We start from the raw sequence: 21,808 nt of genomic DNA, 5'->3' as shown, positions 1-21,808 counted from the left end.
CAGAGTCGAGGAGTGGCGAACGAGCACTCCACCGCGACGGGGACGGCGGCCCGTCCCGAACCCACCCGTCCCGAACCCACCCGTCCCGAACCCGCCGTGTCCCCCGCGCCCGCCCCGCTGAGCCCCCGGGCGGCGGGCCGGATGCTGCTGCCGCACCTGCGCCGGCACCGCGGCGCCCTGGCCGTGGCCGTGCTGCTGTCCCTGCTGGCCGCGGCGGCCACGCTCCTGCAACCGCTGCTCGTCGGGCAGGTGGTCGCGGCGGTGCGCGCCGGGGAGGCGCTGGGCCCGTGGGTCGCCGCGCTGGTCGCCGTCCTGCTGATCGCCGCGGTGGCCGGGGGACTGCAGCAGTTCCTGCTGGAGCGGGCCGGCGCCGGGGTGGTGCTGCAGGTGCGCAGGGCACTGGCCGGGCACCTGCTGCGCATCACCGTGGCCGAGCGGGACCGCCGGGTCTCGGGGGACCTGCTGTCCCGGGTCAGCGGCGACACCACCGCGCTCTCCTCCGTGGTGACCTCGGGGCTCTTCGACATCGTCGGCGTGGTCCTCACCGCCGCGGGCGCCCTGGTCCTGATGGGGGTGCTGGACCCCGTCCTGCTGGGCGTGACCGTGGCGGCGGTCGCCGCGGGCATCACCACCGGCCTGGTGGCGACCCGGCGCCTGTCGGCGGTGGAGCTGGCCAGCCGCGAGCGGGTCGGCGCGATGAGCGCGGCGGTGGCCCGCGTGCTGTCCTCCCTGCGCACCATCCGCGCCAGCGGCGCCACGGAGCGGGAGCTGGCGGTCGTGGCGGAGGCGGCCCGGCAGGCCCGCGACGCCTCGGTGCGCGCGGCGCGGGTGCGGGCGGCGGTCTCCCCGCTCATGGGCCTGGCCTTCCAGGGGGCGTTCATCGCCGTGCTGGGGGTCGGCGGTGCCCGGGTGGCGGCGGGCTCGACCACCGTCGCGGAGCTGGTGACCTTCGTGCTGCTCCTCTTCACGCTGATCTTCCCGCTCGGGCAGATCTTCGGGGTGTGGACGGTCCTGCAGTCCGGCATCGCGGCGCTGACCCGCATCGACGAGGTCATGCGCCTGGAGGTGGAGCGGGACGAACCGCGCGCCGCGGCGCCGCCGACGGCCGGGCACGGCGCTCCCGCCGTGGAGTTCGACGCGGTCACGTTCACCCACCCCGGCGGGGAGCGGGCGCTGCACGAGGTGAGCTTCGCGGTGCCGCGCGGCACCCGCACCGCGCTGGTGGGGCCGTCGGGGGCCGGGAAGTCGACCGCGCTGGGACTCGTGGAGCGCTTCGCCGACGTCGACTCGGGGGCGGTGCGCCTCGACGGCGTGGACGTGCGGGACCTGCCGCTCGGCGGGCTGCGCGCCCGGCTCGGCTACGTCGAGCAGGACGCCCCGGTGCTGGCCGGGACGCTGCGCGCCAACCTGGTGCTGGCCAGCCCCGACGCCTCCGACGCCCAGGTGCAGGAGGTGCTGGCGGCGGTGGGCCTGTCCGACCTCGCCACCCGCTCGCCCGCAGGCCTCGACGCGGAGGTAGGGGAGGCGGGGGTGCTGCTCTCCGGTGGGCAGCGCCAGCGCCTCGCGATCGCCCGGGCGCTGCTGGCCGGGGCCGAGGTGCTCCTGCTGGACGAGCCCACCGCCAGCCTCGACGCCCGCAACGAGGCCCTGCTGAAGCAGGCCCTGGACGCGGCCGCGGCGCAGCGCACCCTGCTGGTGGTGGCGCACCGGCTCTCCACGGTCGTGGACTGCGAGCAGATCGTCGTCCTCGACGGCGGCCGGGTCCTGGCGCGCGGGACCCACGAGGAGCTGCTCGTGACGTCGCCGCTCTACCGGGAGCTGGCCGAGACGCAGCTGCTGGTGCGGGCCGACGCCGCCGGGGAGCCCGCGCCGGGTCCGGCCTAGACTCGATCCCCGTGTCCGACATCTCCCGTCCCGAGGTCGCCCACCTGGCGCGACTGGCGCGCATCGACATGACCGAGGAGGAGCTGGACCGCATGGCGGCCCAGCTCGGCGCGGTCCTGGACGCCGTCGAGCAGGTCGCCGCGGTCGTCGGCGACGACGTGCCCGCCACGTCGCACCCGATGCCCCTGCGCAACGTCACCCGCCCCGACGTGGTCGTGCCGTCCCTGACCGCGGAGGAGGCCCTCGCCGCCGCCCCGGAGGTCGAGGACGGCCGGTTCCGCGTCCCGATGATCCTCGGGGAGGAGGCGTGAGCGCCGCGGACCTGACGCGCTGGGACGCCTCCCGCCTCGCGGCGGCGCTGCAGGCGGGGGAGGTGTCCTCCGTCGACGCCACCCGCGCCCACCTGGACCGCATCGCGCAGGTCGACGGCGACGCGGACGCGGGCGTGCACGCCTTCCTGCACGTGGCCGGGGAGCAGGCCCTCGCCGACGCCGCGGAGGTCGACGCCCGCCGCGGCCGCGGCGAGGAGCTCGGCCCGCTGGCCGGGGTGCCGGTCGGGGTCAAGGACGTCCTCACCACCACGGGCATGCCCACGACCTGCGGTTCCCGCATCCTCGAGGGCTGGGTCTCGCCCTACGACGCGACCGTGGTGCGGCAGCTCAAGGCCGCCGGGATGGTCATCGTCGGCAAGACGAACATGGACGAGTTCGCGATGGGCTCCACCACGGAGCGCTCCGCGTTCGGCCCCACCCGCAACCCGTGGGACCACACCCGCATCCCCGGCGGTTCCGGCGGGGGTTCCGCCGCGGCGCTCGCGGCGTTCGAGGTGCCGCTGACGGTGGGCTCCGACACCGGCGGCTCGATCCGCCAGCCCGCCGCCGTCACCGGGACCGTCGGCGTGAAGCCGACCTACGGCGGGGTCTCGCGCTACGGGCTGGTGGCGATGGCCTCCAGCCTCGACCAGGCCGGCCCGTGCGGGCGCACCGTGCTGGACACGGCGCTGCTGCACGAGGTGATGGCCGGGCACGACCCGCACGACTCCACGTCGCTGCCGGGCCCGGCGCCGCAGGTGGTCGCGGCCGCCCGCGAGGGCGCCTCGGGGGACCTGCGCGGCGTGCGCGTCGGCGTGGTGCGCGAACTCGGCGGCGAGGGCTACCAGGCGGGCGTGCGGGCGCGCTTCGACGAGGCCGTGGCGCTGCTGACCGAGGCGGGCGCGGACGTGGTGGAGGTGGGCTGCCCCAACTTCGCCCACGCGCTGCCCGCCTACTACCTGATCATGCCGAGCGAGGCGAGCAGCAACCTCGCCCGCTACGACGGCATGCGCTACGGCCTGCGCGTCGTCCCCGACGGTGACGGCGTCACCGCCGAGCAGGTGATGGCCGCCACCCGGGCCGCCGGTTTCGGCGAGGAGGTCAAGCGGCGCGTCATCCTCGGCACCTACGCCCTCTCGGCGGGCTACTACGACGCCTACTACGGCAGCGCGCAGAAGGTGCGCACGCTCGTGCAGCGGGACTTCGACGCCGCCTTCGGCCAGGTGGACGTGCTGGTCTCCCCGACGGCACCGACGACGGCGTACCGGCTGGGGGAGAAGCTGGACGACCCGCTGGCGATGTACGCCGGGGACGTCGCCACCATCCCCGCCAACCTCGCCGGCGTGCCGGGGATGTCCCTGCCGGTGGGCCTGGCGGACGAGGACGGGCTGCCCGTGGGCCTGCAGATCCTCGCCCCCGCCCGCGAGGACCAGCGCCTGTACCGGGTGGGCGCCGCGCTGGAGGCGCTGCTCCTGCAGCGCTGGGGTGCGCCGCTGCTGGCCCGGGTCCCCGAGCAGCCGGCGACCGCCGCGACCGCGAGCAGCACGACGGAGGCACGCGCATGAGCACCACGGAGATCGGCAACGTCCCCTTCGAGGAGGCCGTCGCGCAGTTCGACCCGGTGATGGGCCTGGAGGTCCACGTCGAGCTGTCGACGGTGACGAAGATGTTCTCCGCCGCGCCGACCGAGTTCGGCGCGGACCCGAACACGCAGGTGGACCCGGTGAGCCTGGGCCTGCCCGGTTCGCTGCCGGTGCTGAACGCGAAGGCGCTGGAGTCGGCGATCCGGATCGGCCTGGCCCTGAACTGCACCATCGCGTCGCAGTGCCGGTTCGCGCGGAAGAACTACTTCTACCCGGACATGCCGAAGAACTTCCAGACGTCGCAGTACGACGAGCCGATCGCCTTCGACGGCTGGCTCGACGTGGACGTCCCGGCGTCGGAGGACGGCACGGGGGAGGCGTTCACCTACCGCGTGCAGATCGAGCGCGCCCACATGGAGGAGGACACCGGGAAGTCCTCCCACGTCGGCGGTTCCACCGGGCGCATCCACGGCGCGGAGTACTCCCTCGTCGACTACAACCGCGCCGGCATCCCGCTCATCGAGATCGTCACCCGGCCGCTGACCGGCGCGGGCCGGCGCGCACCGGAGGTGGCGAAGGCGTACGTGGCGACGTTGCGGGACCTGCTGCGCAGCCTCGACGTCTCCGACGTGAAGATGGAGCAGGGCTCGATGCGCTGCGACGTGAACCTGTCGCTGCGCCCCTCCCCGGACGCGCCGCTGGGCACCCGCTCGGAGACGAAGAACGTCAACTCCCTGCGCTCGGTGGAGCGCGCGGTCCGCTACGAGATCGGCCGGCACGCCGGGCTGCTGCGCGCCGGGCAGCGCGTCGTGCAGGAGACCCGCCACTGGCACGAGGACACGGGCCTGACGACGTCGGGTCGGGAGAAGTCCGACGCGGAGGACTACCGCTACTTCCCCGAGCCGGACCTGGTGCCCATCGCGCCGGACCCGGCGTGGGTGGAGGAGCTGCGCGCGACCCTGCCGGAGCCCCCGGCGGCCCGGCGCCGGCGCCTGCAGTCCGAGTGGGGCTTCTCCGACCTGGAGCTGCGCGACGTCGTCAACGCCGGGGCGCTGGACCTGGTCGAGGCGACCGTCGCGGCCGGGGCCTCGCCGGTGAGCGCCCGCAAGTGGTGGACGGGGGAGATCGCCCGCCGCGCCAACGCGGAGGGCATCGACCTGGCCTCCTCGCCCGTCACCCCGCAGCAGGTGGCCGAGCTGCAGGGGCTCGTGGACGCGGGGACGCTGACGGACCGCCTCGCCCGCACGGCGCTGGAGGGCGTCCTGGCCGGTGAGGGTTCCCCGGCGGAGGTCGTGGAGAAGCGGGGCCTGGCGGTCGTCTCCGACGACTCCGCGCTCACCGCAGCCGTCGACGCGGCCATCGCCGCCAACCCGGGCGTCGCGGAGAAGATCCGCGGCGGGAAGGTGCAGGCGGCCGGTGCGCTCATCGGCGCGGTCATGAAGGAGATGCGCGGGCAGGCCGACGCGGCGCGCGTGCGCGAGCTGGTGCTGGAGCGCGTCGGCGCGAGCTGACGGCCGACGACGCAGCGCGAGGGCCCGCACCGGAACCCCGGTGCGGGCCCTCGCCGTCCGGGGCGCCATGCGCTCGCGGGGGTGGGGAACTGGTCGCCGTCCCCGCGGTCGCGCAGGCTTCCCCACCGCGCGACCGCGGGGCGGCGCGGTGCACACCCGACCACACGGCACCGACAGAGCCCGGCTGCGGGGCGGCGGACGCTGACGGGGAGCCCGCGGACGGGCCGGACGCGGCCACGGGCCCTCCCCGCTGCCGAGCTGCCCGCCAGGTCGGCAGCCGTGCCTCTCCGGCACCTCGTGCGTCTCCTCGGGTGATGGCCGCTGGGCCGCCCGGTGGGCCCGGGTGACGTTCCGCGCCGGGCAGCGCGGCCGGCTGCCTACGGTCGACGCATGACTTCGTGGAAGCTCCGCGCGGCCGGAGCAGTGGCTGCCCTCGCGGTCGTCGTGACCGCGGCCGCCCCCGCCCAGGCCGACCCCAGGGTCGGTGGGGACATCGGCCTCCGCTACGAATCCCTCGGCGGCGCAGGCGGTCTCCTCGGGCACCCGACCACCCCCGAGATCCGCACTCCCGATGGGCGTGGTGCCTACGTCCAGTTCGAGCGGGGCTCCATCTACTGGTCCCCGGCGACCGGCTCCTGGGAGGTCCACGGGGACGTCCGCGCCGCCTGGGGGCGGCACGGCTGGGAGAACGGCCCCCTGGGCTTCCCCGTCTCGAACGAGACCCGCACCGACAACGGGCGCGGTGCCTACAACGTCTTCCAGGGCGGGACCGTGTACTGGTCACCGCAGACCGGGGCGCGCGCGGTGCGCGGTGCGATCCACGCCCGCTACGGGACCCTCGGCTGGGAGGAGGGTCGGCTCGGCTTCCCCGTGACCGACGAGGTCCGCACCCCGAACGGGCGCGGTGCCTACAACGTCTTCCAGGGCGGCTCGATCTACTGGTCGCCCGACTCCGGTGCGCACCCGGTCGTGGGCGAGATCCGCAACGCCTACGGGCGGGCCGGCTGGGAGGGTGGCTGCCTCGGCTTCCCCGTGACCCACGAGGGCGCCTTCCCCGAGCTCGAACTCCCGCCGGGTGCCGTCGTCCAGCTCTTCCAGGGCGGCATCGTGGGCTTCCTCCCGGGCGAGGGTGTGGCGACGGAGCTGTGGCCGCAGGACCCGGAACTGCGCGCGGACGGCCTCTACCCGCGCTGCTGACCGACGATGCCGCGGCGGGGTGCTCGGGGCGCCGGCCCGCGGCGCCCCGCCGCGGTTCCCGCGCGCCGCAGCGGATCCCGATCACCACTGTCGGTGCCCGCAGGGCACGGCATCCGCTCGGGGCGGTGCCCGTCGAGCGCGCGCAGGAGGCAGTGGTCGGCCTGAACGGCGAGGTCGCCCTCGTGACCGGTGCCGGCAGCGGGCTGGGAGCCGCCCTCAGCCGCGAGTTGGCCGCCGCGGGCGCCCACGTGTGGGTGGGGGGACCTCCGCGAGGACGCGGCGAAGCAGGTGGCGTCCTCCATCGTCGCGGACGGAGGACGGGCCAGCGCGGTCGGCTTCGACGTGTCGGGCCCCGAGCAGGCGGCCGCGGAGCGGGCCCGCGCCTCAGCGGGCCCGGCTCGACCGCATCGCCTTCACGACCTTGCCGGCGCTGTCGTGCAGGTCCGCGTAGCGGGGGTCGTCGACCGCGACGAGCGCGACGCGGCCCTCGGCGTCGAAGTGCAGGCCCCAGCCGTGGGTCTTCGGCAGCGGGGAGGCGCGCAGGCAGGCGCGGTCCACCGCGAAGAACTCCGCCCGGCGGGGGTCCTCCGGGGGAACGGTCGCGGGGTCGACGCCCTGCTGCAGCAGCCACGTGGAGAACAGGACGTCGCCCTGCGTGAGGCGGTACGGCGCCGCGGAGATCATCCGGTGCTGCAGGACGGCGACGGTGTCCCTGCCGCCGCGCGGCTTCGGCACGACGCCCGTCTGGGCGGCGCAGTCCTCGGCGACGGTGATGAAGGTGTCCACGTAGTCCACCGCGGCATCCTGGCAGCCGCTCAGCGGATCGTGGGGTCAATGGCGCAACGCGACGGAGAGCAGGTCGCCCGCGCCGCCCACCTCCAGGACGACGAGGGCGACCACCCGCCCGGCCAGCGGGAGACCGGCCTCCACGGTGCGCACGGCCGCCGGGACGTCCCGGACGCGCCGGGCCAGCGTGCAGTGCGGAGCCCACCGGCCGGGCCGGGCCGTGCCGAGTTCGTTCACGACGCCGTGGCGCTCGACGGCGGCGACGGCGTCGCCGTGCCAGCGCGCGAGGGCGGCGGTGTCGCCGGGACCGGCCCACAGGACCGCCCCGCCGCGGAACGTGCCGGCCCGGTCCAGGACGACCTCGACCGGCGCCGTCTCGGCGGCCGCGCCCGCCACGGCGTCCAGGACCCGCGCGGTCTCCGGCTCCGGGCAGGCCCCGCCCAGGAGGGTCAGGTGCGGGCGGTGCCGGGGCGGGTGCGGAACGCGGACCCCCGCCTGCCGCAACGATCCCTGCAGCCGCCCCAGGCCCGCCTCCAGGTCCGCGTCGAACGCGGCGCAGACGACGAGGGTGCGCTCCCGGGCGCCGGGCACGACGGCCGCCTCACTGCAGGGGCAGGCTGACGAGCCGGTCGTCGCCCGGCCGCAGTTCGCCCCGGAAGGTGTTGCTGGTGAGCAGCCACAGGGTTCCGTCGGGGCCGACGTCCACCGAGCGCAGGCGCCCGAGGGTGTCCTCCAGGTAGGGCTCCGGCGTGCCGGTGGCCCCGTCGGGGGTCAGCGGCACCCGCCACAGCCGCTCCCCGCGCAGCGACGCCACCCAGACCGCGTCGTCCGTCACGGCGATCCCGCTGGGTGAGGCCTCCTCCGGCGTCCAGGTCTGCAGCGGCAGTTCGAAGCGGCCCCCGCCGTCGTCCGCGCCCTCGACCTCGGGCCAGCCGTAGTTGGCGCCGGGGCGGATGAGGTTCAGCTCGTCGAACTCGTTCTGGCCGAACTCGGAGGCGTAGAGGCGCCCGGCGGAGTCCCAGCCCAGGCCCTGCACGTTGCGGTGCCCGAGGGAGTAGACGAGGGAGCCGGGAGTGGGGTTGTCCTCCGGTGCCTGCCCGTCGGGCGTCATCCGCAGGATCTTCCCGCCCAGGCTCCGCGGGTCCTGCGAGGCGGTGCGGTCCGCCGCGTCGCCCGTTGCGACGTAGAGCATCCCGTCGGGCCCGAAGCGGATCCGGCCGCCGTTGTGGACCTTCGCCCGCGGGATGCCCGACAGCACCACCTCGGGGTTGATGAGCCGGCCGTCGCGGTGGGTCATCCGCACGACCCGGTTGTCCTGGCGGGTCGTGAGGTACAGGAACACCTCGTTGTCCTGCTCGAACTGCGGCGACAGCGCGATGCCGAGCAGTCCGCCCTCGCCCTCCGCCGCCACGTCGGGAACCCTTCCGTCGGGACCGGGCGCGGGGACCGCCGAGACGCTGCCGGGGCCGACCCGCAGCACCCGCGCCTGGTTGCGCAGGGTCACGAACGCCGTGCCGTCGGGGAGGACGGCGACGTCCCACGGCACGTCGAGGCCGGTGGCGATGTCCTGCGGCCGGCCGGGGACCCCGGCGGGCAGGGCGCCGGGCTCGGGCGAGGCGGTGGGCGACTCCGGTGGGGTGGGCTGCTCCGGGCCGGACGACGAGGGCGACGGCGGCGCCGGTGAGGGCGCGGAGGCGGTGGGGGTGCGCTCCGCGGTGCAGCCGGCGCCCGCGGCCAGCGCCAGCATCGCCACCAGGGCGGCAGCCGGGCCGCGCCGACCGGGACCGGGCCTGCCGGGGAAGAGCCTGCCGGAACTCAGCGGAGGGGGCATGGACCCATCCTGCGACCGACGCCGCCCACCCGCACCCTCCTGCGCCGCTGCGCGGGCCGTTACGGTGCTGCGCGTGCCCGGTCCCCTCGTCGTCTCCCTGCCCGACCCGTCCTGGCTGGCGGACCTCGGCCCGCTGCCGCCGGGGGTGACGGGCGTGGTGTGGGACCTGGCCGGCCCTGCGCCGGAACCCGCCCCGGACGTGGTGGTCCCGCCGTACATGAGCCCGCCCGACGCCCTCGACGCGCTGTCGGCCGTGCCGGGGGTGCGGCTCGTGCAGTCGCTGAGCAACGGCTACGACGGGGTGCTGGAGCGCCTGCCGGAGCACGTCACGTTCTGCAACGCCGGCGGCGTCCACGACACCTCCACCGCCGAACTCGCCGTGGCCCTCGCCCTCACCTCCCGCCGCGGCATCGACACCGACGTGCGCGCGCAGGCGGAGGGCACCTGGCGCGCCGGCGCCCGCCGGGCCCTGGCGGACAGCCGCGCCCTCGTCGTCGGGTGGGGCGGGGTGGGGCGCGCGACCGCCTCCCGCCTGGCCGCGCTGGAGGTGGCCGTGACGGCCGTCGGCACGCGCGCCCGCCGGGAGGGCGACGTGCAGGTGCACTCCGTCGACGGCATCGCGGACCTGCTGCCGCAGCACGACCTGGTGGTGCTGGCCTGCCCGCTCACCGAGCGCACCCGCGGCCTGGTGGACGCGGCCTTCCTCGCCGCCATGCCCGACGGCGCCCTGCTCGTCAACGTGGCGCGGGGTCCGGTGGTGGACACCGAGGCGCTGCTGGCGGAGCTGGCCACCGGCCGGCTGTGGGCGGCGCTCGACGTCACCGACCCGGAGCCGCTGCCGCTGGAGCACCCGCTGTGGCGGGCCCCGCAGGTCGTCATCACCCCGCACGTGGGCGGCAACACCTCGGCCTTCCGGCCTCGGGCGCTGCGGCTGCTCGCCGAGCAGGTGCGCCGCCTGGCTGCGGGTGAGCCGCCGCGCAACGTCATCCGGGCGGGCAGCGGCGGCTGAGGACCGCCACCGCCACCGCCGACGCCCGCGGACCGAGACGGCGCCGGCGCGGCTCTGGTCCCGGGCCGGTCGCCCCGGTAGCGTCCCCGGGGTGGGCTCGGATCCGCTCGGGGCGGTCGATGCCGCGATCCTCGACGCGGTGTGGTCGGACGGCGACCCGTGGGTCGCCTGCCGCGCCGTGCGCGACGGCAGCGGCGCCGTCGTGGACTTCGAGTACCTGCGGGCCAACGAGCGCGCCGTGCAGCTCGTGGGGCTCGGGCCCCTGGCCGGCAGACGCATGCTGGAGCTCGTCCCGGAGGTCCGCGACAGCCTCTTCGTGGAGTTCCGGCAGGCGCTGGAGGAGGGCCGCTCCCGCGACGTCGAGCTGCCCGGGGCCGTCCGCGAGGGGCAGGAGCACTGGCGGGGCGGCTGGTACTCCCACGGGATCCGCGTCTCCGGCGACCTCCTCGTCGTCCACTGGCGCGACTCGACGGCGGAGCACGAGCAGGCGGAGACCACCAAGCGCAGCGAGCAGCGGCTGACGGCACTGGTGGAGCACGCCAGCGACGTGGTCACGGTCGTCGGCGCGGACCGCAGGATCTCCTACGTCACCCCGGCCGCGGAGCGCGTGCTGGGACGCGACGTCCTCGGCGAGGACGTCTTCGCCGCCGTCCACCCCGACCAGCTCGACCTCGCGCAGACGGTGTTCGAGCAGCTGGAGGCCGAGGGGCTGGGGGAGACCGTGGAGCTGGAGCTGCAGCTGCGCCACGCCGCCGGGAACTGGCGGTGGGTGCACGTGCGCGCCACGAACCACCTCGCCGATCCCGCCGTGGCGGGCGTCGTCATCAACTGGCGCGACGTCACCGAGCAGCGCGAGCTCGCCGACCGGCTGCGCCGCGACGCCCTCCACGACCCGCTGACCGGCCTGCCCAACCGGCGCTTCCTCACCGCCGAGCTGGAACGCGCGATGGCCCGCACCCAGCGGGAGGACTCCCACGTCGGGGTCGTGTTCTGCGACGTCGACCACTTCAAGGCGGTCAACGACGCCCTCGGCCACCCCGCCGGTGACGAGCTGCTGCAGGCGGTCGCCGCGCGCCTGCGCCACGCCGTGCGGCCGGCCGACGTCGTCGCGCGCCTCGGCGGTGACGAGTTCGTCGTCCTGGCGGAGGACCTCGCACCGCCGGCGGCCGCTGCGCGCGCGGAGCTCACCGCGCTCGCGAGGCGCATCCGCACGGCCCTGCGGGGCGGTTACCGCCTGGCCGGGCGCGAGACCCCGGTGACCACCACGATGGGCGCCAGCAGCGGCCGGCACCCGCTCAGCGCGGTGGAACTGCTCGCCGAGGCGGACACGGCGCTCTACGAGGCGAAGCGCTTCGGCAGGGACCGCCTCGAGGTGTTCGACCAGGACCTGCACCAGCGCAACCGGGACCGCCTGGACCTGGAGGTGGCGCTGCGCCGCGCCCTGGGCGAGGGGGAGCTGCAGCTGCACTACCAGCCGCAGATCGACGTCGCCTCCGGGCGCACGGTGGGCGCGGAGGCGCTGCTGCGCTGGCTCCACCCCGAGCGGGGCGTGCTGCTGCCGGCGGAGTTCCTGCCGCTGGCCGAGGAGAGCGGCCTCATCGTCGACGTGGGGGCCTGGGTGCTGACGGCCGCCATGACGGGCGCGGCGGGCTGGGCGGGCGTGGACGGGGAGGACGCCCCGTACGTGACGATCAACCTCTCCGCGCGGCAGCTGGCGCACCCGGGGCTGCTCGACGACATCGACGCGGCACTGGCCGCCAGCGGCATCGCACCCTCCCGGGTGGAGGTCGAGGTGCCGGAGAGCGTGACGACGGACGACCTGGACGCCACCGGCGAGGTGCTGAAGGCGGTGCGGGCCAGGGGGATCGGCGTCGCGCTCGACGACTTCGGCAGCGGCTGGACCTCGCTGACCTCGCTGCAGCGGCTGCCCGTCGACACGGTGAAGCTCGACCGCGGCTTCGTGATCGACCTGACCTCGGGCACCGGGTGCGGCGGCACCGCGGTCGTGGAGGCCGTCACCACGCTCGCGCACGCGCTGGGCAAGACCGTCATCGCCGAGGGTGTGGAGACGGCCGCGCAGCACGTCGCGCTGCGCGGCCTCGGCTGCGACCGGGCGCAGGGCTACCTCTACGGCGCGCCGGCCCGCACCCTCGCCGCCGGGGTCGCCCCCGGCTGAACCCGGACCCCGGCCCGTCCACCCCCGGCGCCGTCGGCGGGACGACGCCGGAGGGTCAGCAGCGGAAGCGGGCGACCACGGCCTGCAGGGTGCCCGACATCCGCGCCAGTTCCTGGGCGGCCTGCTGGGCCTGCAGCACGTTCTCCGTGGTGACCTTCGCGGACCCGGCCACGCCCTCGATGCTGCGGGCGATCTCCTGGGAGCCGCCGGCGGCGTCGGCCACGTTGCGGTTCATCTCGTTCGTCGTGGCCGTCTGCTCCTCGACGGAGGCCGCGATCGTCGTCTGGATCGCGCTGATGCGCTCGATGGTCCCGCTGATGCGGCTGATCGCCTCCACGGCACCGTTGGTGTCGGACTGGATGGCCGCGACGCGCGCGGAGATGTCCTCGGTGGCACGCGCGGTCTGCTGCGCGAGTTCCTTGACCTCGCCGGCGACGACGGCGAAGCCCTTGCCGGCCTCCCCGGCGCGGGCGGCCTCGATGGTGGCGTTGAGGGCGAGCAGGTTGGTCTGCTCCGCGATGGAGGTGATGGCCTTGACCACGTCGCCGATCTCGGCGCTGGACTGCCCGAGGCGGGTGATGCTGTCCGTGGTGACCTGCGCCACCTGCACCGCCTCGGCGGCGACCCGGGCGGCCTCGGCGGAGTTGTGCGCGATCTCGGCGATGGAGCTGCCCATCTCCCCGCTGCCCGCGGCGACCGTCTGCACGTTGGAGGAGACGTAGGCGGCGGTGGAGGCCGCTTCCCCGGCCTGTGCGGAGACCTGCTCCGCGGAGGCGGCGATCTGCGCCGAGGCGTTCGTGAGCTGCCCGGAGGAGGCGGCCAGGGAGTCGGCGGAGGAGGCGATCTCGCGCACCGCGGAGGACATCGCGCCCTGGGCGCGGCGCAGCGACTCCGCCATGCTGCCGAGCTCGCAGGTGCTGTCGACCTCGACCGGCCGGGTCAGGTCGCCCTCGGCCATCCCGTCGATGGCGTGCGCGACGCGCCGCAGGGCACCGACGATCGTGCGGGAGACGAAGAGCGCCGCGCCGACGGCGACGAGCAGCCCGCCGGCGAGGACGAGGATGCTCGTGCTGCGGGCGCTGGCGGAGACCTCGTCGGCGGCGGCGAGACCCGCAGCGGCCTCGGCGACCTCGTACTCCTCGACGCGGTCGAGGGCGTCGGCCATCTCGGAGATCTCCGGCTGCAGGACCTCGTCGCGCACGTGCTGGTACTCCACCAGGTTCCCCGCGTCGGCGAGCGGGACCAGCTGCTCGTCGCGGATCCGGCGGAACTCGGCGATCTGCGTGCTGAAGACGTCCCAGTCGGCCTTCTGGGTGTCGATGCCCAGCGCCTCGTACTCCGCGGCGGCGGCGTCGAGGTCGGCGTCCGTCTCGGCCATCTTCTCCTGGAACTCCGCCCGCGTCTCCGGGTCCTGGGAGAGCGTGTAGTTCGCGATGAGCATGCGCGACTTCAGCTGCTCCTGGTGGACGTGGCCGCGGGCGTACAGGCCCTTGAGGTTCTGGTCGTAGACGCTGTGCGCCGTGGCGTTGGTCGACGTCAGCGCCCGCAGCGCCACACCCGTGACGGCCACCGCCACGGTCGCCAGCAGGACGACGACGATGAGGATGCGGGTGCCGACCCTGCGGTTGACCACGAAGCGGATGACGGGGTTCACGACCTGGCTCCTAGTGCCTGGGGAGGGACGTCTCCGCGGACCAGCGACGTCTCTCGGCACATCGGCACCCCGGCGAGGCCCCTTGAGCAGCGCGGGGGTGCCCGGGGAGTGGGGGCGTCAGCCCGCGGCCGCCCCCACCCCGCTCCAGCCCGCCTGCTGCAGGGCCGCGTCGTAGCGGGCCAGGGCGAGCGCGGCGATGCGCGGGTCGGCGCCGAGCGGGGCGCAGACCCGGTCCGCCCCCGCCTGCCCCAGCCGCTCGGTGAAGACCCCGGGGGCCAGCAGGTAGCTCGCGATGCTCACCTCGCGGCCCGTCGCCCGCGCCAGGCGCACCGCCTCGGGCACCGTCGGCTGCGCGATGGAGAGGTACCCCGCCAGGACCGGGGCCCCGCGGCGGGCGGCCAGCGCCGTCACCACCGCCTCCACGTCGCGGGTGGCCCGGGCGCTGGAGGAACCGGCCGCGGCCAGCACGACGGCGTCGTCCGGGCCGGCGCCGCTCTCCGCCAGCCGGTCGTCGAGGACGTCGAGCAGCGCGTCGTCGGGCCCCAGCGCCGCGGCGGCCACCGCCAGGCCCTCGGTCGCCTCCACGGCGGCGCGGACGTCGTGGCGGACGTGGAAGCCGGTGGACAGCAGCAGCGGCACGGCCACGCTGCGCCGGCCCGCCGCCGCGAGGGAGGCGAGCACGGGGGCCAGCTCCGGGCGCTGGACGTCGACGTGGGCGGCCCGCACCTGCACCTGCGGCCGCAGGGCGCCGATCGCCAGCCGCAGCTCGGCGATGCAGCGCCGCCCGGCCGGGGAGCGGGTGCCGTGCGAGACCGCGACGAGGACGGGGGGCCCACCGCTCACGGGGCGTCCACCACGTCGAGGCGGTATCCGCGCTTGACGACGGTGCGCACCAGGGCGGGGGAGGGCAGGGCCGCGCGCAGCCGCCCGACCACCACCTCCACGGCGTGGGGGTCGCCGGCGCCGGGCAGCAGCGGCAGCAGGTCCCCGCGCGTCACCACCCCACCGGCGGCCTCCGCCAGGCGGCGCAGCACCGTGAACGGCCCCGGGCTGAGCTCCAGCAGCTCCCCGTCGAGCAGCGCGTGCTGCGCCCGGACGACGAGCGTGCCCGCCGACGTCGGCAGCCGGTGCAGGGGGTGCGCGGCGAGGTGGGCGCTGAGGGTGCGGCTGAGGGCGCCCAGCCGCCACCGGTCGGGCACCAGCGGCTCGACGCCGGCCCGCCGCAGCGGCTCGGCGGTGACGTCGCCGACGGCGCAGGCGACGACCCGCTCCCGCAGTGCGGCCACGAGCTCCTCGCCCCGGCCGAGCTCGGCGGCGACGCGCAGCAGTTCCGAGGCGCCGGGCGCGCTGGTGAACGTCACCGCGTCGAGGCGGCGGCCGGCCACGGCGTCCACCAGGCGCGCCACGGCCGCGGGGTCCTCGGGAGGCAGCCAGCGGTGCACGGCCACCCCGCGGACCCGGGCGCCGGCCGCGGCCAGGGGGCCGAGGACCTCCTCCGGGTCGGCGGCGCCGTGGAGCTGGACGACGACGGAGCGGCCCGCGACGCCCTGGGCGAGGAGGTGCTGCACCGCCTCCACCGTCTGCTCCGAGGCGGCCGACCACTCCTCGCTCAGGCCCGCGGCGCGGATCGCCCCGCGCGCCTTGGGGCCGCGGGCCAGGATGCGGGCCCGGCCGAGCGCCGCCAGCAGCTGCGGTGCGACGCCTGCGGAGTCCGCCGCCTCCACCCAGCCGCGCAGGCCGATGCCGGTCGTGACGAGGACGATGTCCGGCGGGTCGGCGATGACGTCGTGCGTGCCGGCGAGGAGCTGCTCGTCCTCCGCCAGCGGCACGAGGCGCATCGTCGGGGCGTGCAGCACCTGCGCGCCGCGGCGGGTGAAGGTGGCGATGAGGTCGTCGGAGCGGCGGTCGCTGGTGACGCCGATCGTGACCCCGAGGAGCTGGCGCGCGTCGACGCCCGGCTCCGTGGCGGTCGCGCTCACCGCTGCGCCCCGGCCGGCCCGGCGCCGGGGCCCGCGAGCACCGGCCCCTCCAGCGCCGCCACGGCCCCCACGACCACCACCGCGGGCGCCCGCACGCCGCGCTCGGCGGCCACGGCGGCGATCTGCGCCAGCGGTGCGCGGGTCGTGCGCTGCCGCGGGGTCCAGCCGCTCTCCACCACGGCGACCGGCGTGGCCGGGTCCTTGCCGCGGGCCAGCAGCCCGGCGGCCAGCGCGGGCAGGGTCGAGACGCCCATCAGCACCACGAGGGTGCCCTCCAGCCGCGCGAGCGTCTCGTGGTCGAGGTCCTCGTGCCCCGAGACGACGGTGACGGAGCGGGACAGCCCCCGGTGGGTGACGGGGATCCCCGCCGCCGCGGGCACGGCGAAGGCGCTCGTGACCCCGGGCACCACGTCCACCTCCACCCCCGCCTCGCGGCAGGCCGCGGCCTCCTCGCCGCCGCGACCGAGCACGTAGCCGTCGCCGCCCTTGAGCCGCACCACGCGCAGCCCCGCGCGGCCGGCCTCGACGAGGATGCGGTTGATCTCGTGCTGGGGCACGGGGTGGTGGTCGGGGGTCTTGCCGACGTCGACGACCTGCACGTCCTCGTCCAGCTCGGCCAGCACCGAGGTGGGCGCGAGGCGGTCCACCACGACGACGTCCGCCTCGGCCAGCGCCCTGCGTCCCCGCAGCGTCAGCAGGTCCTGCTCGCCGGGGCCGCCGCCGACGAGCGTGACCCGCCCCGCGCCGCGGCGGGTGCGGCGCAGGGGCAGGGCGCCGGTGTCGAGGGCCAGGGCCAGCGCGCCGCGCAGGGCCCGGGCGCGGCCCGGGTCGCCCCCGGCGGTCACGGACACCGTCACGTCGTGGCGGCGCACCACCGAGGGGGTCCACGCGGCGGAGGCGGCGGCGTCGTCTGCGCGCACGCACCACAGGCACCGCTCCTCCGCGGCCGCGGCGACGGCGGCGTCCACGTCCCGCTCACCCGTGGCGGTGTGCACCAGCCAGGCGCCGTCGAGGTCGTCGGCGCGCCAGGTGCCCTGCCGCCACGTCAGCGACCCCGAGCGCGCGTGCTCGCCCAGTCCCTCGCAGACCTGCGGCGCCACGAGGAGGACGTCCGCCCCGGCGCGCAGCAGCCCCTCTGTCCGCCGCAGGGCGACCGGCCCGCCGCCCACGACGACGACGCGGCGCCCGCGCACGTCGAGGTGCAGCGGGTAGGGGGCTGCCGACAGGTCGTCGTCGGCCGCGGCCGCGGGGGGAGACTCGGGGGTGCTGGGCACGCGGGACCTCCAGTCACCGGCACGGGGATGCGTCAAGGATGCCACCTGCCTGCCCGGGAGGCGTCCGATCGGAGCAGCGGGCGCTCCCGTCCGGCCCAGCGCCGCGGCCTCCTCGCCAGGCGCGCGCCTGGCGAGGCGCCCGGCTCAGCACGCGCCGACCACGACCGAGCCGTCGCCGGCGACGCGGCAGGGGTGGACCCGCAGCGGCGGCTGGCCGTTGCGGGACTCCCCGGTGGCGAGGTCCCACGCGAACAGGTGCAGCGGGCAGACGACGACGTCCTCGTCGATCTGGCCGTCGGCCAGCGGGCCGCCGGAGTGCGGGCACACCGCCTGCACCGCGCTGACCCGGCCGCTGCGGTGCCGGAACACCGCGACCTGCTCGCCGTCGACGACGTAGGCGCGTCCCTCGCCGGCGGGGACCTCGTCGAGGTGGCCCACGCGCACCTCGCGCGCGGGCGACTGGGTCGTGGTCACGGGGCCACCTCCTCCGCCACCTGTGCGGTGGCGTCGCTGCTGCTGTGCACGTCGGGGAGGACGCCGCCGGGTGCGCCGCCGGGCCGGCGGGGGACCAGGGGGAGGTCCACCAGCGGCAGCGACGGGCGGAACTGCCCCGGCACGACCGGCTCGCGGCCCTCGCTCCACGGGTCGACGTAGGCGCCGACGGCCTCCTGGAGCCGGGCGTCGAGACCGGCGGCGAGGCCGTCGGAGTCCTCCACGACGACTTTGCGGACCCGCTCGATCCCGAGGCGGGGGACGAAGTCGTAGGTGCGCTCCAGCCAGCCCGCCCACTCCCGGTAGAACTGGATGAACCGGCCCGAGAGGGCGATGACCTCCTCGGGGCTGTCCACCGTGGCGAGCAGGTCGCCCTTGCGCACGGAGGCCCCCGCGGCCCCGCCGACGTAGATCTCCCAGCGGCCGGCGCCGACCGCCACGACGCCGACGTCCTTCACGTACGCCTCGGCGCAGTTGCGGGGGCAGCCGACGACGGCGAGCTTCAGCTTGGCGGGGCACTCCAGGCCCTGGAACCGGGTCTCGAGGTCGATGCCGAGCTGCGTGGAGTCGCCGAGGCCGAAGCGGCAGAAGTCGGTCCCCACGCAGGTCTTCACGGTGCGCATGCTCTTGCCGTAGGCGTAGCCCGAGGGCATCCCCAGGTCGGCCCACATCCGCGGCAGGTCCTCCTTGCGGACCCCGAGGAGGTCGATGCGCTGGCCCCCGGTGACCTTCACCATCCCCACGGCGTAGCGGTCCGCGACGTCGGCGATCCGCCGCAGCTGCTCGGGAGTCGTCACCCCGCCCTTCATCTGCGGCACGACGGAGAACGTGCCGTCGCGCTGGATGTTGGCGTGGACGCGGTCGTTGACGAAGCGCGCGTCGCGCTCCTCCACGACCCCGCCGGGCCAGATCACCCGCAGCAGCGAGGTCAGCGCCATCTTCGACTTCGCGTCCTCCGCGCCGGCCGGTGCGAGTTCGCGGAACACCGCGGAGACCGAGCGCAGGTCCCGCTCGCGGATGGCGGCGGTGAGCTGCTGCTTGTCCATCGGGATCGCCGGCACGTACCAGTTCGCCGACTCGTCGACGGCGAGGTCACCGCCCGCGGCCCACTCGGTGATCTGCGCGACGAGGCTCTTGCAGGAACCGCAGCCCTTGCCCGCGCGGGTGGCGTCGACGACCTGGCCGACGGTGCTGCAGCCGCCCCGCACGGCGTCGACGATCGCGGCCTTGGAGACTCCGTTGCAGTTGCAGACCTGCGCGCAGTCGTCGAGCTCCGCGGCCCCCGTCTCCTCCGAGGGGGTGCCCATGTCGAACAGCAGCTGGACCCGCTCCTCCGGCAGCGGCAGACCCTGGTCGAACGCCTGCTGGAGGAACGCCACCTTGCGCACGTCGCCGACGAGGGTGGCGCCGACGAGGCGGCCGTCGCGGACGACCGCGCTGGAGTAGATCCCGCGCCGCGGCTCGGAGAACACGACGAACTCGTCGTCCACCCGCTCCGGCTCGCTGAGGCCCATCGCGGCCACGTCGACGCCGGCCACCTTCAGCTTCGTCGCGGTGCGGGACCCGTGGTACTCCGCGGCGGGGTCGGTGCCGGTGAGGCGGTCGGCCAGCACGGAGGCCTGCTCCCACAGCGGTGCGACCAGCCCGTACGTCTCGCCGCGGTGCTGCACGCACTCGCCGACCGCGTACACCTCGCCAGCGTCCTCGCCGTCGTCCCCGGTGCAGCGCATCGCGTCGTCGACGACGACGGCGCGCTCGACGAGGAGGCCGGAGCGGGCGGCGAGCTCCGCGTTGGGGCGGATCCCCGCGGTCACGACGACCATGTCCGCCGCCAGTTCGCGCCCGTCCGCGAGCAGCACGCCGCTCACCCGCTCCTCCCCGGTCAGGGCGACGGTGCGGGCGGCGGTGTGCACCCCGATGCCGAGCGCCTCGATCCGTCCCTGCAGGACGCGACCGGCCTCGGCGTTCAGCTGCTGGTTCATCAGGTGCTTCGGGGAGTGGACGAGGTCCACGTCCAGGCCGTGCTTCTGCAGGCCGTGGGCGGCCTCCAGCCCGAGCAGGCCCCCGCCGATGACGACCGCGCGCGAGTGCAGCCCCGCCTCCGCGAGCATCGCCCGCGTGTCGTCGAGGGTGCGGAACCCGAACACCCCCGGCAGCAGCGAGCCGTCCTCGCGACGCAGCCCCGTCATGGCCGGGAAGAACGGGGAGCTGCCGGTGGCCAGCACCAGCACGTCGTACGGGGTCCGGGCCCCGGTGTCGTCGTGCACGAGGCGGGCGTGCCGGTCGACGAACGTCGCGCGCACACCGGCGCGCAGGTCGATGCCGTTGTCGGCGTACCAGGGCAGGGCGTTGAGGAAGATGCCGTGCTCCTCCTCCTCCCCGGCCAGCACGTGGGACAGCGCGATCCGGTTGTAGTTGCCGTACGGCTCGTCGCCGAACATCGTGACGGAGAACTGCTCGGCGCCGCCGCGGGCGAGGATCTCCTCCACGGCCCGGGCGCCGGCCATGCCGTTGCCGACGACGACGAGGCGGCGGCGGGCACGGCCGCGTTGGGCGGGCAGGGCGGTCGCAGTCGCAGGCGTGGTCGTGGGGCGGTCGGTGGTCGCGGTCATCTGGTCACACCTCCACGGGGGCGGGGGAGCGGTGGGTGGGGCTCATGGGGTTTCCCTCTCGCACGGGGGGTTCCGGGGCGGGGCGGTGCCGCTCAGACGACCGCGTCGGCGAAGCGGGTGCCGGTGCGGCGCAGGTAGCAGGACCAGGTGACGGCGATGCAGACGACGTAGAAGCCGATGAAGACCAGCAGCGCCGGGGCGAGGGAGCCGAACTGGGTCAGGGACATGGCGAACCCGCGGGGGATGAGGAAACCGCCGTAGCCGCCGATGCCCGCCGCGATGCCGATGCAGGCGGCCGCCTCGCGCTTGGCCATGGTCAGGGCCAGGCGGTCGGAGGTGTCCACCCCGGCCCGGAAGATCGCCGGGATCATCCGGTAGACCGAGCCGTTGCCCATCCCGGTGGCGATGAAGAGCACCATGAAGGAGCCGAAGAAGAGCGCGAAGCTGTGGCTGCGCAGCGCCGCGACGACCCCGAGGGCTCCGGCCACCATCACCGCGTAGGCGGCGATGCTGACCCGCGCGCCGCCGAGGCGGTCCGCGACCCGTCCGCCGTAGGGGCGGGCGAGGGAACCCACGAGCGCCCCCAGGAACGCCAGGGTGAGCGGAACGCCGGGCAGGCCGATGAAGGACCAGGTGAAGGCGATCTCCGGGAACTGCCTGCCGATGAGGGTGGGGAAGACCCCTGCGTAACCGATGAACGAGCCGAACGTGCCGATGTAGAGGAAGGAGACGATCCAGGTGTGGCGGTCCTTCACCGCGGCCGCGTAGCCGGCGAGGTCGGCCCTGGCGCTGGAGAGGTTGTCCATGTGCTTCCACGCCAGGACCGCGGACAGGACCACCAGCGGGATGAAGACGATGCCCGCCCGCTCCAGGGCGATGCCGGCGCCGGAGATGACGACGAGCGGCACGGCGAGCTGGACGACGGCGACGCCGAGGTTGCCGCCGGCGGCGTTGAGGCCGAGGGCGGCGCCCTTCTCCCGCTCGGGGTAGAAGAAGGAGATGTTCGCCATCGAGCTGGCGAAGTTGCCGCCGCCGACGCCGGCCGTGGCGGCCACCAGGCACATCAGCCAGAACGGCGTGTCGGGGTTCTGCACGACCCACGCGAGGCCGGCGCAGGGCACGAGCAGCAGCAGGGCGGAGACGATCGTCCAGTTCCGGCCGCCGAAGCGCGGCACCGCGAAGGTGTACGGGAAGCGCAGGGTGGCGCCCACCAGGTTCGGGATGGCGATGAGCCAGAACATCTGGTTGGCGGTCAGGTCGAAGCCCGCGCGGCCGAGGCTGGGCGTCACGATCGTCCAGAGCTGCCACACCGAGAAGCCGAGGAACTCCGCGACGATCGACAGGGCGAGGTTGCGCCGGGCGGCGGGCCTGCCCGTGGTCTCCCACTGCGCGCTGTCCTCGGGGTCGAAGTCGTCGATCCAGCGGCCGGGGCGCGGCGCGGCGACGGTGCCGACCGCGGCGGTGGCGGGGGAGTCCGTGGTGGTGGCCATGAGGCTCCTCGGGGTGGGG

17 protein-coding genes are annotated in these 21,808 nt (G+C 75.9%); 7 read left to right on the top strand and 10 right to left on the bottom strand.

The features are described 5' to 3' along the window. The first annotated feature begins 12 nt into the window (after nucleotides 1–12). From CLV92_RS01590 to CLV92_RS01570, 5 genes are all read left to right on the top strand, one after another. Complete coding sequence (locus CLV92_RS01590; RefSeq protein WP_211290759.1) at nucleotides 13–1,884, top strand: ABC transporter ATP-binding protein; 1,872 nt, start codon at nucleotides 13–15, stop codon at nucleotides 1,882–1,884. A gap of 11 nt (nucleotides 1,885–1,895) precedes the next feature. Beyond that, nucleotides 1,896–2,195, top strand: coding sequence for an Asp-tRNA(Asn)/Glu-tRNA(Gln) amidotransferase subunit GatC (gene gatC, locus CLV92_RS01585; RefSeq protein WP_104431002.1), 300 nt, complete (start codon nucleotides 1,896–1,898; stop codon nucleotides 2,193–2,195). Next, nucleotides 2,192–3,760, top strand: coding sequence for an Asp-tRNA(Asn)/Glu-tRNA(Gln) amidotransferase subunit GatA (gatA, locus tag CLV92_RS01580; RefSeq protein ID WP_104431001.1), 1,569 nt, complete (start codon nucleotides 2,192–2,194; stop codon nucleotides 3,758–3,760). Before gatC ends, gatA begins: the two co-directional genes overlap by 4 nt. Beyond that, complete coding sequence (gene gatB, locus CLV92_RS01575) at nucleotides 3,757–5,289, top strand: Asp-tRNA(Asn)/Glu-tRNA(Gln) amidotransferase subunit GatB (RefSeq protein ID WP_104431000.1); 1,533 nt, start codon at nucleotides 3,757–3,759, stop codon at nucleotides 5,287–5,289. Before gatA ends, gatB begins: the two co-directional genes overlap by 4 nt. A gap of 390 nt (nucleotides 5,290–5,679) precedes the next feature. Further along, nucleotides 5,680–6,486: an LGFP repeat-containing protein gene (locus tag CLV92_RS01570; RefSeq protein ID WP_104430999.1), complete on the top strand. Its 807-nt coding sequence runs from the start codon at nucleotides 5,680–5,682 to the stop codon at nucleotides 6,484–6,486. A 384-nt stretch (nucleotides 6,487–6,870) separates the two neighbouring features. Here the strand turns inward: CLV92_RS01570 and CLV92_RS01560 are convergent, their stop codons facing one another. The 3 genes from CLV92_RS01560 to CLV92_RS01550 are packed head-to-tail and all read right to left on the bottom strand — an operon-like array spanning nucleotide 6,871 to nucleotide 9,103. Continuing rightward, nucleotides 6,871–7,281, bottom strand: a complete 411-nt coding sequence (locus CLV92_RS01560; protein ID WP_104430997.1) for a DUF6157 family protein — start codon at nucleotides 7,279–7,281, stop codon at nucleotides 6,871–6,873. A gap of 36 nt (nucleotides 7,282–7,317) precedes the next feature. Beyond that, nucleotides 7,318–7,863, bottom strand: a complete 546-nt coding sequence (locus CLV92_RS01555; protein ID WP_104430996.1) for a 2'-5' RNA ligase family protein — start codon at nucleotides 7,861–7,863, stop codon at nucleotides 7,318–7,320. Between the two features lie 10 nt (nucleotides 7,864–7,873). Next, the gene (locus CLV92_RS01550) at nucleotides 7,874–9,103 is read right to left on the bottom strand and encodes a PQQ-dependent sugar dehydrogenase (RefSeq protein WP_245886317.1); all 1,230 of its coding nucleotides are present in this window, start codon (nucleotides 9,101–9,103) and stop codon (nucleotides 7,874–7,876) included. Between the two features lie 73 nt (nucleotides 9,104–9,176). On the opposite strand from CLV92_RS01550, the gene CLV92_RS01545 reads away from it, so the two are divergent. Both CLV92_RS01545 and CLV92_RS01540 read left to right on the top strand, forming a co-directional pair. Next, nucleotides 9,177–10,112 carry a 2-hydroxyacid dehydrogenase gene (locus CLV92_RS01545; protein WP_245886316.1) on the top strand — a complete coding sequence of 312 codons (936 nt, stop codon included), beginning with the start codon at nucleotides 9,177–9,179 and terminating at the stop codon, nucleotides 10,110–10,112. Between the two features lie 91 nt (nucleotides 10,113–10,203). Next, on the top strand, nucleotides 10,204–12,288 hold the full coding sequence (locus CLV92_RS01540) for a putative bifunctional diguanylate cyclase/phosphodiesterase (RefSeq protein ID WP_104430994.1): 2,085 nt from the start codon (nucleotides 10,204–10,206) through the stop codon (nucleotides 12,286–12,288). Nucleotides 12,289–12,343: 55 nt separating this feature from the next. On the opposite strand, the gene CLV92_RS01535 is transcribed toward CLV92_RS01540, so the two are convergent. The 7 genes from CLV92_RS01535 to CLV92_RS01505 all read right to left on the bottom strand — a co-directional run bounded on the left by CLV92_RS01535 (nucleotide 12,344) and on the right by CLV92_RS01505 (nucleotide 21,789). Beyond that, the gene (locus CLV92_RS01535) at nucleotides 12,344–13,942 is read right to left on the bottom strand and encodes a methyl-accepting chemotaxis protein (RefSeq protein WP_146099373.1); all 1,599 of its coding nucleotides are present in this window, start codon (nucleotides 13,940–13,942) and stop codon (nucleotides 12,344–12,346) included. 117 nt (nucleotides 13,943–14,059) lie between these two features. Continuing rightward, nucleotides 14,060–14,785: a sirohydrochlorin chelatase gene (locus tag CLV92_RS01530; protein WP_104430992.1), complete on the bottom strand. Its 726-nt coding sequence runs from the start codon at nucleotides 14,783–14,785 to the stop codon at nucleotides 14,060–14,062. Continuing rightward, nucleotides 14,782–15,921: a uroporphyrinogen-III synthase gene (locus CLV92_RS01525; RefSeq protein WP_104430991.1), complete on the bottom strand. Its 1,140-nt coding sequence runs from the start codon at nucleotides 15,919–15,921 to the stop codon at nucleotides 14,782–14,784. The genes CLV92_RS01530 and CLV92_RS01525 overlap by 4 nt, the downstream gene beginning before the upstream one ends. Then, nucleotides 15,918–17,147, bottom strand: coding sequence for a uroporphyrinogen-III C-methyltransferase (gene cobA, locus CLV92_RS01520; RefSeq protein WP_104431271.1), 1,230 nt, complete (start codon nucleotides 17,145–17,147; stop codon nucleotides 15,918–15,920). The genes CLV92_RS01525 and cobA overlap by 4 nt, the downstream gene beginning before the upstream one ends. 192 nt (nucleotides 17,148–17,339) lie before the next feature. Continuing rightward, nucleotides 17,340–17,669, bottom strand: a complete 330-nt coding sequence (locus CLV92_RS01515; protein WP_245886315.1) for a Rieske (2Fe-2S) protein — start codon at nucleotides 17,667–17,669, stop codon at nucleotides 17,340–17,342. Then, the gene (nirB, locus tag CLV92_RS01510; protein ID WP_104430990.1) at nucleotides 17,666–20,299 is read right to left on the bottom strand and encodes a nitrite reductase large subunit NirB; all 2,634 of its coding nucleotides are present in this window, start codon (nucleotides 20,297–20,299) and stop codon (nucleotides 17,666–17,668) included. The genes CLV92_RS01515 and nirB overlap by 4 nt, the downstream gene beginning before the upstream one ends. Before the next feature lie 92 nt (nucleotides 20,300–20,391). Continuing rightward, nucleotides 20,392–21,789, bottom strand: a complete 1,398-nt coding sequence (locus CLV92_RS01505) for an MFS transporter (RefSeq protein WP_104430989.1) — start codon at nucleotides 21,787–21,789, stop codon at nucleotides 20,392–20,394. Nucleotides 21,790–21,808: the final 19 nt, after the last annotated feature.

The sequence above is a fragment of the Kineococcus xinjiangensis genome, from assembly GCF_002934625.1.
Classification (GTDB): domain Bacteria; phylum Actinomycetota; class Actinomycetes; order Actinomycetales; family Kineococcaceae; genus Kineococcus_A; species Kineococcus_A xinjiangensis.
Note: the sequence above shows the minus strand (reverse complement) of the source record. Positions and strands in the feature narration are given on the sequence as shown.

Excerpts from the sequence above, each read along its gene's own strand:
- gatB (WP_104431000.1), top strand. The coding sequence starts at position 3,757 with ATGAGCACCACGGAGATCGGCAACGTCCCCTTCGAGGAGGCCGTCGCG.
- CLV92_RS01570 (WP_104430999.1), top strand. The coding sequence starts at position 5,680 with ATGACTTCGTGGAAGCTCCGCGCGGCCGGAGCAGTGGCTGCCCTCGCG.
- CLV92_RS01550 (WP_245886317.1), bottom strand. The coding sequence starts at position 9,103 with ATGCCCCCTCCGCTGAGTTCCGGCAGGCTCTTCCCCGGCAGGCCCGGT.
- nirB (WP_104430990.1), bottom strand. The coding sequence starts at position 20,299 with ATGACCGCGACCACCGACCGCCCCACGACCACGCCTGCGACTGCGACC.
- CLV92_RS01505 (WP_104430989.1), bottom strand. The coding sequence starts at position 21,789 with ATGGCCACCACCACGGACTCCCCCGCCACCGCCGCGGTCGGCACCGTC.